The 13,494-nt window shown below is 70.8% G+C and carries 15 protein-coding genes; 13 read left to right on the forward strand and 2 right to left on the reverse strand.

Features of this window, described 5'->3' with window-relative positions; all coding sequences use genetic code 11:
* Positions 1 to 37: 37 nt before the first annotated feature.
* The 5 genes from thrC to AC6CQV_RS03515 all read left to right on the forward strand — a co-directional run bounded on the left by thrC (position 38) and on the right by AC6CQV_RS03515 (position 5,825).
* Entirely contained in the window at positions 38 to 1,108 is a 1,071-nt protein-coding gene (gene thrC, locus AC6CQV_RS03495) for a threonine synthase (RefSeq protein WP_060959190.1), read from the forward strand.
* Positions 1,105 to 2,046 (forward strand): homoserine kinase, encoded by a 942-nt coding sequence (thrB, locus tag AC6CQV_RS03500; RefSeq protein ID WP_060959191.1) that lies wholly within the window; start codon positions 1,105 to 1,107, stop codon positions 2,044 to 2,046. Before thrC ends, thrB begins: the two co-directional genes overlap by 4 nt.
* Before the next feature lie 165 nt (positions 2,047 to 2,211).
* Complete coding sequence (gene rho / locus AC6CQV_RS03505) at positions 2,212 to 4,290, forward strand: transcription termination factor Rho (RefSeq protein WP_498260309.1); 2,079 nt, start codon at positions 2,212 to 2,214, stop codon at positions 4,288 to 4,290.
* An 8-nt stretch (positions 4,291 to 4,298) separates the two neighbouring features.
* On the forward strand, positions 4,299 to 5,375 hold the full coding sequence (prfA, locus tag AC6CQV_RS03510; protein ID WP_060958901.1) for a peptide chain release factor 1: 1,077 nt from the start codon (positions 4,299 to 4,301) through the stop codon (positions 5,373 to 5,375).
* Between the two features lie 45 nt (positions 5,376 to 5,420).
* A complete protein-coding gene (locus AC6CQV_RS03515) occupies positions 5,421 to 5,825 on the forward strand; it encodes a phage holin family protein (protein ID WP_060958900.1) in 405 nt (134 codons plus the stop codon).
* 7 nt (positions 5,826 to 5,832) lie between these two features.
* Here AC6CQV_RS03515 and epsC read toward each other — a convergent pair whose 3' ends face one another.
* Positions 5,833 to 6,438: a serine O-acetyltransferase EpsC gene (gene epsC / locus AC6CQV_RS03520; protein WP_060958899.1), complete on the reverse strand. Its 606-nt coding sequence runs from the start codon at positions 6,436 to 6,438 to the stop codon at positions 5,833 to 5,835.
* Between the two features lie 8 nt (positions 6,439 to 6,446).
* Positions 6,447 to 7,385 (reverse strand): cysteine synthase A, encoded by a 939-nt coding sequence (gene cysK / locus AC6CQV_RS03525; RefSeq protein WP_061782498.1) that lies wholly within the window; start codon positions 7,383 to 7,385, stop codon positions 6,447 to 6,449.
* 176 nt (positions 7,386 to 7,561) lie between these two features.
* Here cysK and prmC point away from each other — a divergent pair, with 176 nt between their 5' ends.
* From prmC to AC6CQV_RS03565, 8 genes are all read left to right on the forward strand, one after another.
* Positions 7,562 to 8,458 (forward strand): peptide chain release factor N(5)-glutamine methyltransferase, encoded by an 897-nt coding sequence (gene prmC, locus AC6CQV_RS03530; protein ID WP_060958897.1) that lies wholly within the window; start codon positions 7,562 to 7,564, stop codon positions 8,456 to 8,458.
* A gap of 68 nt (positions 8,459 to 8,526) precedes the next feature.
* Positions 8,527 to 9,225: an L-threonylcarbamoyladenylate synthase gene (locus AC6CQV_RS03535; protein ID WP_061782497.1), complete on the forward strand. Its 699-nt coding sequence runs from the start codon at positions 8,527 to 8,529 to the stop codon at positions 9,223 to 9,225.
* On the forward strand, positions 9,222 to 10,409 hold the full coding sequence (locus AC6CQV_RS03540) for an MraY family glycosyltransferase (RefSeq protein WP_060958895.1): 1,188 nt from the start codon (positions 9,222 to 9,224) through the stop codon (positions 10,407 to 10,409). Before AC6CQV_RS03535 ends, AC6CQV_RS03540 begins: the two co-directional genes overlap by 4 nt.
* The gene (locus tag AC6CQV_RS03545; RefSeq protein ID WP_101306629.1) at positions 10,406 to 10,942 is read left to right on the forward strand and encodes a Cg1360 family ATP-synthase-associated protein; all 537 of its coding nucleotides are present in this window, start codon (positions 10,406 to 10,408) and stop codon (positions 10,940 to 10,942) included. The genes AC6CQV_RS03540 and AC6CQV_RS03545 overlap by 4 nt, the downstream gene beginning before the upstream one ends.
* Before the next feature lie 45 nt (positions 10,943 to 10,987).
* On the forward strand, positions 10,988 to 11,857 hold the full coding sequence (gene atpB, locus AC6CQV_RS03550) for a F0F1 ATP synthase subunit A (protein ID WP_101306628.1): 870 nt from the start codon (positions 10,988 to 10,990) through the stop codon (positions 11,855 to 11,857).
* A gap of 49 nt (positions 11,858 to 11,906) precedes the next feature.
* Positions 11,907 to 12,140 carry an ATP synthase F0 subunit C gene (gene atpE / locus AC6CQV_RS03555; RefSeq protein WP_060958893.1) on the forward strand — a complete coding sequence of 78 codons (234 nt, stop codon included), beginning with the start codon at positions 11,907 to 11,909 and terminating at the stop codon, positions 12,138 to 12,140.
* Positions 12,141 to 12,166: 26 nt separating this feature from the next.
* Entirely contained in the window at positions 12,167 to 12,703 is a 537-nt protein-coding gene (locus AC6CQV_RS03560; RefSeq protein ID WP_060958892.1) for a F0F1 ATP synthase subunit B, read from the forward strand.
* On the forward strand, positions 12,703 to 13,491 hold the full coding sequence (locus tag AC6CQV_RS03565; RefSeq protein ID WP_061782496.1) for a F0F1 ATP synthase subunit delta: 789 nt from the start codon (positions 12,703 to 12,705) through the stop codon (positions 13,489 to 13,491). Before AC6CQV_RS03560 ends, AC6CQV_RS03565 begins: the two co-directional genes overlap by 1 nt.
* Positions 13,492 to 13,494 lie beyond the last annotated feature (3 nt).

Raw genomic sequence — 13,494 nt, forward strand, 5'->3', positions numbered from 1 at the left:
GAACTCGCGGTCGCGGCACCGCAAGAAGGAGATGGACATGGCACACGTCTGGCAGGGAGTCCTGCGCGAATACGCCGATCGGCTCGGCGTCACGGAGACGTCGACGGTCGTGACGCTCGGCGAGGGCGGCACGCCCCTGATCCCCGCCGCGGCGCTCTCGCAGCAGACCGGCGCGAACGTCTTCATCAAGTTCGAGGGCATGAACCCGACCGGCTCGTTTAAGGACCGCGGCATGACGGTCGCGCTCTCGCGCGCCGTCGAGCACGGCGCGAAGGCCGTCATCTGCGCCTCGACCGGCAACACGTCGGCATCCGCCGCCGCCTACGCGGCGCACGCGGGCATCACGGCGGCCGTGCTGGTCCCGGAGGGCAAGATCGCGATGGGCAAGCTCAGCCAGGCGGTCATCCACGGCGGTCGGCTGATCCAGGTGCGCGGCAACTTCGACGACTGCCTCGAGATCGCGCGCGAGCTCGCCGACAACTACCCCGTCCACCTCGTCAACTCGGTCAACCCCGACCGCATCGAGGGGCAGAAGACGGCCGCCTACGAGGTCGTCTCCCAGCTCGGCGACGCCCCCGACTTCCACCTCATCCCCGTCGGCAACGCCGGCAACTACACGGCCTACTCCCGGGGCTACCGCGAGGAGGCCGCGCGCGGCGTCGCGACCAAGGTGCCGCGCATGTTCGGCTTCCAGGCCGAGGGCTCCGCGCCGCTCGTGCGCGGCGAGGTCGTCCGCAACCCCGAGACGATCGCCTCGGCGATCCGCATCGGCAACCCCGCCTCGTGGGAGCTCGCCCTCGAAGCGCGCGACGCGACCCAGGGCTGGTTCGGCGCCATCGACGACGCGCGCATCCTCGCGGCGCAGAAGCTGCTGGCCAGCACGGCCGGCGTCTTCGTCGAGCCGGCCAGCGCGATCGGCGTCGCGGGCCTGCTGGACCGCGCTGAGGCGGGCGTGATCCCCGCCGGCGCGACCATCGTCATCACCGTCACCGGCCACGGCCTCAAGGACCCCCAGTGGGCCCTGCGCAACGCCGACGGCACCGAGGTCGAGCCCACCGTCGTCGACGCGACGACCAGTGAGGTCGCGTCCGTCCTCGACCTGGCATGACCGCGGCAGAGGCGGGGCGTGCCGTCGCGGTGCGCGTGCCCGCGACGAGCGCCAACCTCGGGCCGGGCTTCGACACGCTGGGCCTCGCGCTGAGCTCGTACGACGAGCTCGTCGTCACGGCGCTGCCCGAGCCGGGGCTGGAGATCGTCGTCTCGGGGGAGGGCGCCGCCGACGTCCCCACCGACGCCTCGCACCTGGTCGTGCGGGCCATGGCATACGCCTTCGAGGCCTCCGGCCGTCCGATGCCCGGCATCCGTCTCGTCGCGCACAACACCATCCCGCACGGGCGCGGCATGGGCTCGTCGGGCGCGGCGGTCGTCGCCGGGCTGCTCGCGGCCCAGGGGCTGCTCGCCGGCGACGTCGAGCTCGGTCCCGACACGCTGCTGCGGCTCGCGACGGAGCTCGAGGGACATCCCGACAACGTCGCACCGGCGCTGTTCGGCGGCCTCACGATCGCGTGGATGGACGAGAACGGCCCGCAGCACAAGAAGCTGCTGGTGCACCGCGGCGTGGCTCCGCTCGTGTTCGTCCCCGACTTCACGATGTCCACGTCGGTCGCGCGCGGGCTCGCGCCCCTGCAGGTCACGCGCGAGGACGCCGTCTTCAACGTGTCGCGCTCGGCCCTGCTGATCGCGGCGCTCACGCAGAGCCCGGAGCTGCTGATGGCGGCCACCGAGGACAAGCTGCATCAGTCGTACCGGGCCCAGGCGATGCCGGCGACCGACGAGCTCGTTCGCGCCCTGCGTGCCCGCGGCTTCGCGGCGGTGGTGTCGGGAGCCGGACCGAGCGTGCTCGTGCTCGCCGACGGTCCCGGTCAGCGTCTCGCGGCCGCGGAGGTGGCGGCCACCGTCACGGACACTCCGTGGGAGCCGCGCATGCTCGCCGTCGACGTCAGGGGTGGTACAGTGAGGAACCATACGGAGGGTGCCACGGCGTGACCGTGAATCTGGCCTCCGTCGCAATTCTGCGAACCACCGCATAACCCTCACGTTGCACCATCGCGCGTCTGAGCTAGACGTGCATGCGCGCACGAGAGCGGTAGCGCCTGTCGTGGACGGCGCGATGCGGACGGTCCCCGTCCACATGCCTACGAAGGAGAACTCGTGGAGTCCCTCTCCGAGATCCAGACCGAGAACATCGAGAACGTCGAGAACACGGAAGCCGCCGGCGACGCCGCCGCGACCGAGGTGACCGACGCCCCCACCGCCGAGGAGACCCCGGCGGAGGAGAACCCCGTCGAGGAGGCCGCCGCGGAGGAGGCTCCCGCGGAGGAGGCTCCCGCGGAGGAGCCCGTCGCGCCGGAGGAGCCCGCCGCCGAGGCCGTCCAGAGCGAGGCCCCCGACGTCGAGGTGCCCTCGGATGCCGAGGCCCCCGCCGCCGCGAGCGAGGAGGCGCCGGTCGTCGAGAAGCCCGTCAAGGCGCCGCGCAAGCGTGCCCCGCGCCGTGCGAAGAGCACCGACGTGCCGGCCGCCGAGGCGACGGATGCCGAGGCCCCCGCCGCCGAGACCGCCGCCGCCGAGACCGTCGTCGAGACCGCCGACGCGCCCGCCGCCGAGAGCGCGGACGCGCCCGCTGAGACCGTCGCGCCGGCGGAGACCCCCGACACCGCGGCTGCGGCGACCGACGCCGTCGCCCCGTCCGGTGAGGGCGAGACCGCTCCTGCCCAGGACGAGACGGGTGCCGACGCTGCAGCCGCCGACGCCACGGCATCCGGCGAGAACGCGGCCGAGGGGGAGACCCCGAGCCGCAGCCGCAGCCGTTCGCGCAGCCGCAGCCGCAACCGCGGCCAGCGCGGCGAGAACGCCCAGGCCGCGCAGAACGCCCCGGCCACGCAGGGCGGCCAGAACGCGCCGGCCGCTCCCGCGGCCCCCGCCGAGGACAACACGTCGAACGACGACGCCGACGAGCAGGGTCAGGGACGCGGTCGTCAGCGCAACAAGCGTCGCGGCGGACAGAACCAGAACGGCGACGAGTTCGAGACCGAGATCGGCGAGGACGACGTCCTCATCCCGATCGCCGGCATCCTGGACGTGCTCGACAACTACGCGTTCGTGCGCACGACGGGCTACCTGCCCGGCGCCAGCGACGTCTACGTCTCGCTCGGCCAGGTCAAGAAGTACAACCTGCGCAAGGGCGACGCCGTCGTCGGCGCCATCAAGCAGCCGCGCGAGGGCGAGCAGTCGAGCCGCCAGAAGTACAACGCGCTGGTGAAGGTCGACGCCATCAACGGCCTGTCGGTCGACGACGCCGCCGAGCGCGTCGAGTTCGGCAAGCTCACGCCGCTCTACCCGCAGGAGCGCCTGCGCCTGGAGACGGCGCCGGAGAAGCTCACGCAGCGCATCATCGACCTCGTCGCCCCGATCGGCAAGGGCCAGCGCGGTCTCATCGTCGCGCCGCCGAAGGCCGGCAAGACGATCGTCCTGCAGCAGATCGCGAACGCGATCGCGACGAACAACCCCGAGGTCCACCTCATGGTCGTGCTCGTCGACGAGCGCCCCGAAGAGGTCACCGACATGCAGCGGACGGTCAAGGGCGAGGTCATCGCCTCGACCTTCGACCGCCCGGCCGAAGACCACACGACCGTCGCGGAGCTCGCCATCGAGCGCGCCAAGCGCCTCGTGGAGCTCGGCCGCGACGTCGTCGTGCTGCTCGACTCGATCACGCGTCTCGGCCGCGCCTACAACATCTCGGCGCCCACCAGCGGCCGCGTGCTCAGCGGTGGCGTCGACGCGTCGGCCCTGTACCCGCCCAAGCGCTTCTTCGGTGCCGCCCGCAACATCGAGAACGGCGGATCGCTCACCATCCTCGCGACGGCGCTCGTGGAGACCGGCTCCAAGATGGACGAGGTCATCTTCGAGGAGTTCAAGGGCACCGGCAACAGCGAGCTGCGCCTGTCGCGTCAGCTGGCCGACAAGCGCATCTTCCCGGCCGTCGACGTCAACGCCTCGTCCACGCGCCGCGAGGAGATGCTGCTGAACCCCGACGAGGTCAAGATCACCTGGAAGCTGCGTCGCGCCCTCGCCGGCCTCGACCCGCAGCAGGCCCTCGAGGTGGTCCTCGGCAAGCTCAAGGAGACGAGCTCGAACGTGGAGTTCCTCTACCAGATGCAGAACGTGCAGATGAAGTCGGTGTCCACGACCGCCGGCGGCCACAGCCACGGACACGAGAACAGCATCCGCTGAGCGGGACCGTGTTCGAGTCCGTCCAGGCGCTGATCGACGAGCACCGCGCGGTCCAGGAGGAGCTCTCCGACCCCGCGGTGCACGCCGATGCCGCCCGCGCGAAGCGCGTCAACCGTCGCTACGCCGAGCTGTCGAAGATCGTCGCGGCGCACGACGCGTGGCGTGCGGCGGACGACGACCTCGCCGCCGCGCGTGAGCTCGCCCGTGAGGACGACGCCTTCGCCGACGAGGTCCCGGTCCTCGAGGAGCGGGTCGCCGCCGCGCAGGAGAAGCTGCGGCGCCTGCTCATCCCGCGCGACCCCGACGACGCGCGCGACGTGATCCTCGAGGTCAAGGCGGGGGAGGGCGGCGCCGAGTCGGCCCTGTTCGCGGCCGATCTCCTGCGGATGTACCTGCAGTACGCGGCATCCATGGGGTGGAAGACCGAGCTGCTGGAACGCAACGAATCCGATCTGGGCGGCTACAAGGACGTCCAGGTCGCGATCAAGGGCAGCTCGACCGACCCCGCGCAGGGGGTGTGGGCCCACCTCAAGTACGAGGGCGGCGTGCATCGCGTGCAGCGCGTCCCCGCGACCGAGTCGCAGGGGAGGATCCACACGTCGACGACGGGTGTCCTCGTCTTCCCGGAGGTCGACGAGCCCGAAGAGGTGCAGATCGACGCGAACGACCTCAAGATCGACGTGTTCCGCTCGTCGGGTCCGGGTGGACAGTCCGTCAACACGACCGACTCCGCGGTGCGCATCACGCACCTGCCGACCGGCATCGTCGTCTCGATGCAGAACGAGAAGAGCCAGCTGCAGAACCGCGAGGCCGGCATGCGGGTGCTGCGTGCCCGGCTGCTCGCCAAGCAGCAGGAGGAGCGGGATGCCGCGGCATCCGACGCCCGCCGTTCGCAGATCCGCGGCATGGACCGTTCCGAGCGCATCCGCACGTACAACTTCCCCGAGAACCGCATCGCCGACCACCGCACCGGCTACAAGGCCTACAACCTCGATCAGGTCATGGACGGCGCCCTCGGGCCCCTCATCGAGTCGGCCATCGCCGCCGACGAAGAGGCGCGGCTGGCGGCGCTCGGCGGCGACTGACCGCGTGGGTCGTCGCGCGCCGACGGATGCCGCTACGCTCGCGTCATGATCACGTTCCTCCTGCGCGCCCTCGTCTTCCTCGCGTCGGCGGCGGTCGGCCTCATCGTCGCCGACATCGTGCTGCCCGGCTTCACGATCGACTGGCGCAGTCCGTTCGGGTTCATCCTGGCGATCGTGATCTTCGCGGTGCTGCAGAGCGTCCTCGCCCCGTGGCTCGCGCGCGTCGCCCAGCGCAACGCGCCGGCCTTCCTCGGCGGCATCGGCATCGTGTCGACCTTCGTCGCGCTGCTCGTGACGGCGATCATCCCGGGGGCGGGGCTCACGATCGGATCGCCCTGGTGGACCTGGGTGGTCGCCCCGATGATCGTGTGGGTCGTCACCGCGATCGCGGCGTTCCTGCTGCCCGCGGTGCTCCTCAAGAAGAAGGTCGAGAGCCGCCGCGCGTCCTGACGATGCGTCAGATGTAGTACTCCGGCGTCGTCAGCAGCGCGCGGGTGTCTTCGCCCGCGCGGCGCGTGCGCGCCTTCGCGGGAACGCCGACCAGCACCGAGTCCTCCGGTGCGTCGCGCGTGACGACCGCGTTGGCCCCGATGACGGATCCGGCGCCGATGCGCACGGGGCCGAGGATCTTCGCGCCGGCGCCCACCGCCACGCCGTCGCCCAGGGTGGGGTGGCGCTTGCCCGCGTCGCGGGTGCGTCCGCCGAGGGTGACGCCGTGGTAGAGCATGACGTCGTCACCGATCTCGGCCGTCTCGCCGATCACGACGCCCATGCCGTGGTCGATGAAGAAGCGGCGCCCGATGGTCGCACCCGGATGGATCTCCACCCCGGTCAGCCAGCGCGTCAGCTGCGACAGGGCCCGGGCCGGAAAGCGCCAGCCGCGCCGCCACAGGGCGTTCGCCAGGCGGTAGGACCAGATCGCGTGCAGCCCGGAGTAGAGCACGGCGATCTCCGCCGCGCCTCGGGCTGCGGGGTCGCGCAGCTTCGCGGCGGCGATGTCCTCGCGGACGCGGGCGAACGCCCCGAGTCGCGGCGCGGCGGAGGGGCCGGTGGTGCGGGTCACGTCGGGGATCAGTCCTCGCGCAGGTGCTCGTAGAGCGCCGTGGAGAGGTACCGCTCGCCGAAGGACGGGATGATCACGACGATGTTCTTGCCCTCGGCCTCGGGGCGGGCGGCGATCTGCAGTGCGGCCCAGATCGCGGCGCCGGAGGAGATGCCGACGAGGATGCCCTCCGTGGTCGCGACCTCGCGGGCGACGCGGATCGCGTCGTCGAACTCGACGTCGACGACCTCGTCGATGACGCCCTGATCGAGGATCTCCGGGATGAAGTTCGGTCCGATGCCCTGGATCTTGTGCGGCCCGGGCGTGCCCTTGGTCAGCAGCGGGGAGTCGGCCGGCTCGACGGCGATGACCTTCGCCTCCGGCACCCGCTCCTTCAGCACCTGGCCGACGCCGGTGATCGTGCCGCCGGTGCCGATGCCGGCCACGAAGTAGCCGATCTCGCCGTCGGTGTCGCGGAGGATCTCCTCGGCCGTCGTCTTGCGGTGGATGGCGGGGTTGGCCTCGTTGGCGAACTGCTTGGCGAGGATGGCGCCGGGCGTCGCGGCGGCGATCTCCTCCGCCTTCGCGACGGCGCCCTTCATGCCGAGCGCGGGCTCGGTGAGCACGAGCTCGGCACCGTAGGCCTTCAGCAGCAGACGACGCTCGACCGACATCGACGCGGGCATCGTGAGGATGACCTTGTAGCCGCGTGCGGCGCCGACCATCGCCAGCGCGATGCCGGTGTTGCCGCTCGTGCCCTCGACGATCGTGCCGCCCGGCTGCAGCGCGCCCGCCGCTTCGGCGGCGTCGACGATCGCGATGCCGAGGCGGTCCTTGACGGAGGACGCCGGGTTGTAGAACTCGAGCTTGGCGAGCACCGTTCCGGGCAGGCCCTCGGCGATGCGGTTCAGACGCACCAGGGGAGTGTTGCCGAATGCGCTCGTGATGTCGGGGTGGATGCCGGACATGGCCTGCCTTTCGTGCGGTCGGGTGCCGCCCGGTCGTGCGTGATCGCGTCGCCGTCGGCGTCTCGCACCAGCCTAAGCGCCCGATCTGCTCCGGAGTCGATTGTGACGATTCTTCACGGGTGCACGGGCCTCCCGCGCGGCATCCGCCGGCGGGCGCGACTAGGGTGGGAGGGCTCATGATCCCCCCGCACGATTCCGGCGCGCCCGCACGACGCGCTGCCACCGGCCTGTCCGACCTGCTCCGACGGGCGACGCAGACGCTCGCCGCCGCGGGGGTGCCGACGCCCGACGTCGATGCGGAGCTGCTGGCGGCGCACGTCTGGGGCCGCACGCGCGGAGAACTGCTCGCCGCGGCTCTGCGTGGCGACGACGTCCCCGACGACACGACGGCGTTCGAGGCGCTGATCGCCCGCCGCGCCGCCCGTGAGCCGCTCCAGCACCTCACGGGCACGGCTCCTTTCCGCCATCTCGAGCTGCGGGTGGGTCCGGGAGTCTTCGTGCCGCGGCCCGAGACCGAGATGGTCGCCCAGCTCGCCATCGACGCGCTGCGCGCCGTGCCGGATGCCGAGCCCGTCGCCGTCGACCTGGGCACCGGCTCGGGCGCCATCGCGTTGGCGATGGCCACGGAGGTGCCGCACGCGCAGGTGCACGCGGCGGAGAACGCGCTCGACGCGTTCGTGTGGGCGAAGGAGAACTTCGCCCGGCACGCGCCGCAGGCGCGCCTGGCGTTCATCGACCTCGCCGACGCGTTCCCGGAGCTCGACGGCTCGGTGGCCGTGCTCGTCTCCAACCCGCCCTACGTCCCCGACGCCGCCGTGCCGCGCGACCCGGAGGTGCGCCACTGGGACCCGCCGTCGGCGCTGTACGGGGGAGAGGACGGCCTGGACGTCGTCCGCGTGCTCTCCCGGGTCGGCCGGCGTCTGCTGCGCCCCGGGGGGACCCTCGTGATCGAGCACGGGGAGTGGCAGGGCGGCCCCATCCGCGCGCTGCTGGAGGCCGACGGCTGGCGCGCGTGCGCCACGCATCCCGACCTCACCCTCCGCGACCGGGCGACGACGGCCCTCCGCCCCTGACCTTCCGGTCGTTGAGCGAGCGCAGCGAGTCGAAACGTCGCGCGGGTCAAACGTAGACTGGACACGATATGTCTGAGTTCTTCGACGCCCGCGACACGGAGCAGCTGCTTCCGGGTCTGCGCAAGGCACGGCAGGCGATCGGGCGCGGTGAGCTCATCGTCATGCCGACGGACACCGTGTACGGCATCGCGGCCGACGCGTTCAGCGCCAGCGCCGTCGCCGCGCTCCTGGCGGCGAAGGGGCGCGGGCGCCAGTCGCCCCCTCCGGTCCTGGTCGCGGGCCTGTCGACGATGCGCGCCCTGGTCTCGGACGTGCCGGCTCCCGTGGAGCGACTGGTCGAGGAGTTCTGGCCGGGCGGACTCACGATCGTGCTGCCGTCGCAGCCCTCCCTGTCGTGGGACCTCGGCGACACGGGCGGCACCGTGGCGGTGCGCATGCCCGCCGACCGCATCGCGCTCGAGCTGCTCGAGGACTGCGGCCCGCTGGCGGTCTCCAGTGCCAACCTCACCGGCAAGGCCGCGGCCGTCGACGTGCACAGCGCCTACACGATGCTGCGCGACAGCGTCTCCGTCTACCTCGACGGGGGACCGTCCTCGCACGGCGTCGCGTCGACGATCGTCGACGCGACGGGCCTCGCCGTCCCGGGAGGGCGTCCCGTCCGGGTGCTCCGCGAGGGCGCCGTCCCGCGCGACCGGCTCCGCGAGGTGCTGGGCGAGCTGCTCGAGCCCGACCCCGAGCCGCTCGGCGACGACGCGCCCGCGCCATGAGGTTCTATCTGCTCACCGTCGCCGTGACGGCCGTGGCGACCCTCGGTTTCACCTGGGTCGTCTGGCGGATCGGGATGCGGCTCAAGCTGTACCCCGAGATCCGTGAGCGTGACGTCCACACCACGCCCAAGCCGCGCGTCGGCGGCGTGGCCATGTTCCTCGGCGTGCTGGTGGCCTTCGGCATCTCCTCGCAGATCGGCTACTTCCAGATCTTCTGGGCCGATCCGGCGGTCATCTGGTCGCTGCTCGGCGCCTCCGCCCTGATCGTCGTCGTCGGCGTGCTCGACGACCTGTGGGATCTGGACTGGATGATCAAGCTGGGTGCGCAGTTCCTCGCCGCCGGCATCGTGGTGGGCTTCGGCGGCATCCAGATCTTCTTCATCCCGTTCGGCCAGCAGTTCGTGGTGTCGAGCTTCGCGAGCTTCGCGATGTCGGTGATCGCGATCGTCATCGTCATGAACGCGGTCAACTTCATCGACGGACTGGACGGCCTCGTCGCCGGGGTCGCTCTCATCGCCAACGCGGTGTTCTTCGTGTACACCTACCTCGTCGCGCGCGACACGGGCGCATCGAGCTACTCGAGCCTCGCCTCGTTCATCGCCGTCGCCCTCATCGGTGTGTGCGTCGGCTTCCTGCCGTTGAACTGGAACCCGTCGAAACTGTTCATGGGAGACTCGGGGGCGCTCCTGCTCGGACTTCTCATGGCGTCGTCGGCGATCGTGTTCACGGGCAACCTGCCGCCGGCGCTGCTCGGCGACAACGACGTGTTCGGCCGCTCGCAGCTGCTGGGTGCGTTCATCCCCATCCTGCTGCCGGTCGTCGTCGTGCTGCTGCCGCTGCTGGACTTCGGGATGGCGATCGTGCGCCGCATGGCGCGCGGGAAGTCGCCCTTCTCTCCCGATCGCAAGCACCTGCACCACCGCATGCTCGACATGGGGCACAGCGACCGCGACGCCGTCCTCATCTTCTACGCGTGGACGGCCGTGGTGTCGGTGGGCGTGCTGCTCATGTACATCGGGACGACCCAGAACTGGCCGGGGGACTACGCGATCGGCGGGGTGTTCGTCCTCGTCGGCATCGCGGCCTGCCTCGTCGTCACCTTCATGCCGTCCCGGCGTTCCGCCCCCACCGCTGCCGACGGCGCCGCGGCGCCCCCGTCCGATCCGACCCCGAGGACCTCATGAGCTCCCTGTCCAGCACCACCGTCCTGCGCACGACCCTCCTGTGGTCGGCCCTCGCCACCGGCATCCTGGCCGTCGTCGGCGCGCTGATCGGCTTCGCCGTGGCCGGGACCTCCGGTCTGTGGAGCGCGCTGGTCGCGATCGTCCTCGCGGCGGTCTTCCTCGGGTTCACGGCGGTCACGATCCTCGTGTCCAACCGGTGGTTCGGCGATCCGCTGTACGTGCCGATCTTCTTCGGCGCCGTGATGGGCGGATGGTTGCTGAAGTTCGTCGTCTTCCTCGTCGTGCTGTTCCTGCTGCGGGGTCAGCCGTGGCTGAATGCCGGCGTGTTCTTCATCGCGCTCGTCATCAGCGTGGTGGTCTCGCTCGCGATCGACGCGATCGTGATGGTGCGCATGCGCGTGCCCGTCGTCAGCGACGCCTCGCTGCCCACGCTCGCCGACGTCATCGACGAGGCGCGACGCCCGGCGCCCCCGGAAAGGGGGGATGCCGAGGACGGTCCGCGGCCCGCGGACGATAACCCCTCCCGGGGCTGATAGGCTGTCTCTGCGCCCGTTCGCGCTCCGCGAAACGCGTGCGCAGTGACGCTCACACCGACCATCGTCGCACCGGTTGCATCCGGTGCCCCGAAGCTGGAGCCAGCGCTGTTTACCCAAGCTGCGACACTGATCGCCAAGACCGCCGAAGACGGCGGCTTCCACGGCCCGTCCATCGATGAGTTCTTCCCGGACGTCCTCTTCAGCGTCCTGGGCGTCCCCGTCACGCGGATCCACCTCATCCAGTTCATCGCGACGATCGCTCTCGTGCTGTTCCTGTGGGCCGGAACCCGTCGCATGCGGATCGTGCCGGGCCGTTTCCAGAGCATCGCCGAGATGGGCCTGGACTTCGTCCGCGTGAACATCGCCGAAGACCTCCTGGGCAAGAAGGACGGGCAGCGCTTCCTGCCGATCCTCACCACGATGTTCTTCATGATCCTGTTCTTCAACATCACAGGCATCATCCCGTTCATGAACCTCGCCGGGACGAGCATCATCGCCGTCCCGCTGATGCTCGCGGTGATCAGCTACGTGACGTTCATCTACGCGGGTATGAAGAAGAGCCCGAAGAACTTCTTCAAGAACGCGCTGTTCCCCTCGGGCGTCCCGCCGTTCCTCTACATCATCGTCACGCCGCTGGAGTTCCTGTCGACGTTCATCATCCGCCCGGTGACGCTCACCCTGCGACTGCTGATGAACATGATCGTCGGTCACCTCATGCTCGTCCTGTTCTTCTCGGCGACGCAGTTCTTCCTCATCACCCTCGGCGGCTGGTGGTCGGCTCTGGCGGCGGGCTCGCTCGCCTTCGGTCTGGCCTTCACCCTGTTCGAGATCCTGGTGGCCTTCCTCCAGGCCTACGTCTTCACCATCCTCACCGCGGTCTACATCCAGCTCGCGGTGGCAGAAGAGCACTGAGCGGGCGAGGCTCCCGCCTCTCCCACCCAACCCCGAAAGGAAAAACCCCGTGGACGCAACTACGGTTCTCGCCGAGCTTTCCGGCAACGTCGCGACGATGGGCTACGGCCTCGCGGCCATCGGCCCCGCCATCGGCGTGGGCATCGTCGTCGGCAAGACGATCGAGGGCGTCGCCCGTCAGCCCGAGCTGGCCGGCCGCCTGCAGGTCCTCATGTGGATCGGTATCGCCTTCACCGAGGCGCTCGCCTTCATCGGCATCGCTGCCGGCTTCATCTTCGTCTGATCGCCCGCACCAGTTAAGGAGACAGGATGCGCAATCTTGTCGCGTACGCCGCGGAGGAAGCGGGCCACAACCCGCTCATCCCCGCCTGGTACGACATCATCTGGTCGGGTGTCTGCTTCATCGTCATCCTCGTCGTGGTGTGGAAGGTCGCCCTTCCCAAGATGAAGGTGCTGCTCGACAACCGTGCCGCCGCCATCGAAGGCAACATCGCGAAGGCCGACGAGGCGCAGCGCAAGGCCGAAGCCGCGCTCGAGGAGTACACGGCGCAGCTCGCCGAGGCTCGCAAGGAGGCCGGTGAGATCCGCGACGCCGCCCGTGAGGACGGCAAGAAGATCGTCGCCGAGGCGAAGGACACGGCATCCGCCGAGGCCTCGCGCCTGACCGCCGCCGCGCACACGCAGATCGAGGCGGAGCGCCAGACGGCGCTCGTGTCGCTGCGCAGCGAGGTCGGCACCCTGGCGCTCGACCTGGCCGGTGGCGTCATCGGCGAGTCGCTCTCGGACGACGCCAAGGCGAAGGGCGTCGTGGACCGCTTCCTCGCCGACCTCGAGAAGGCGAAGTAATGGGCAGCGCGACCACTCAGGCACTGGCGACGACCACGGCGGAGCTGACGGCAGCCGGCGTGGGCGACCTCACGGTCGCTCGCGAGCTGTTCGCGGCCGCGCGCGAGATCGCCGACTCGGCGCAGCTGAGCGGCGCGCTCTCCGCATGGGGCGCGCCTGCCGAGGCGCGCGCCCAGGTCGCCCGCGCCGTGTTCGCCGGGTACGGTCCCGTCGCCGTCCGGCTGCTGACCTCCGCGGTCTCGCAGCGCTGGTCGTCGACGCACGACCTCATCTCCGGCATCGAGGAGCTCGCGATCCGCGCCGCCGCGATCGGGGCTCCCGGCACGGACGTCGAGGGCGAGCTGTTCCAGGTCGCACGCCTCGTCGCGGCCAACCCCGAGCTCGAGCTGGCGCTCGGCAGCAGGCGGGGCGACGCGTCGGCCAAGGGCGCGCTGATCGAGAAGCTGCTCGGCGGCCGGGCGGGAGAGGCCACGGCCCTCATCGCCTCGCAGCTGGTGCAGCAGCCCCGGGAGCGCCGTGTGCGCTTCCTTCTGAACCGCGCGCTCCAGCTCGTCGCCGACCAGCGCGGCAAGAAGGTCGCCACCGTGCGGGTGGCCGGCGCGCTCGACGCCGCGCAGCAGGATCGCCTCGCGGCCGCGCTGAGCGCCCGCTACGACGCCGACGTCACCGTGAACGTCGTCGTCGACCCGGAGGTGCTGGGCGGAATGCGCGTGGAGATCGGTGACGACGTCATCGACGGGACCGTCTCCTCCCGAATCAACGACTTGCGCCAGCGCCTCGCTGGCTAGAAC

This window comes from Microbacterium sp. EG9, assembly GCF_059759475.1.

What these genes read in the sequence shown, in the direction of transcription:
- thrC (WP_060959190.1), top strand. Translation starts at nt 38, where the DNA reads ATGGCACACGTCTGGCAGGGAGTCCTGCGCGAATACGCCGATCGGCTC.
- thrB (WP_060959191.1), top strand. Translation starts at nt 1,105, where the DNA reads ATGACCGCGGCAGAGGCGGGGCGTGCCGTCGCGGTGCGCGTGCCCGCG.
- AC6CQV_RS03515 (WP_060958900.1), top strand. Translation starts at nt 5,421, where the DNA reads ATGATCACGTTCCTCCTGCGCGCCCTCGTCTTCCTCGCGTCGGCGGCG.
- cysK (WP_061782498.1), bottom strand. Translation starts at nt 7,385, where the DNA reads ATGTCCGGCATCCACCCCGACATCACGAGCGCATTCGGCAACACTCCC.
- prmC (WP_060958897.1), top strand. Translation starts at nt 7,562, where the DNA reads ATGATCCCCCCGCACGATTCCGGCGCGCCCGCACGACGCGCTGCCACC.
- AC6CQV_RS03535 (WP_061782497.1), top strand. Translation starts at nt 8,527, where the DNA reads ATGTCTGAGTTCTTCGACGCCCGCGACACGGAGCAGCTGCTTCCGGGT.
- AC6CQV_RS03540 (WP_060958895.1), top strand. Translation starts at nt 9,222, where the DNA reads ATGAGGTTCTATCTGCTCACCGTCGCCGTGACGGCCGTGGCGACCCTC.
- AC6CQV_RS03545 (WP_101306629.1), top strand. Translation starts at nt 10,406, where the DNA reads ATGAGCTCCCTGTCCAGCACCACCGTCCTGCGCACGACCCTCCTGTGG.
- AC6CQV_RS03560 (WP_060958892.1), top strand. Translation starts at nt 12,167, where the DNA reads ATGCGCAATCTTGTCGCGTACGCCGCGGAGGAAGCGGGCCACAACCCG.
- AC6CQV_RS03565 (WP_061782496.1), top strand. Translation starts at nt 12,703, where the DNA reads ATGGGCAGCGCGACCACTCAGGCACTGGCGACGACCACGGCGGAGCTG.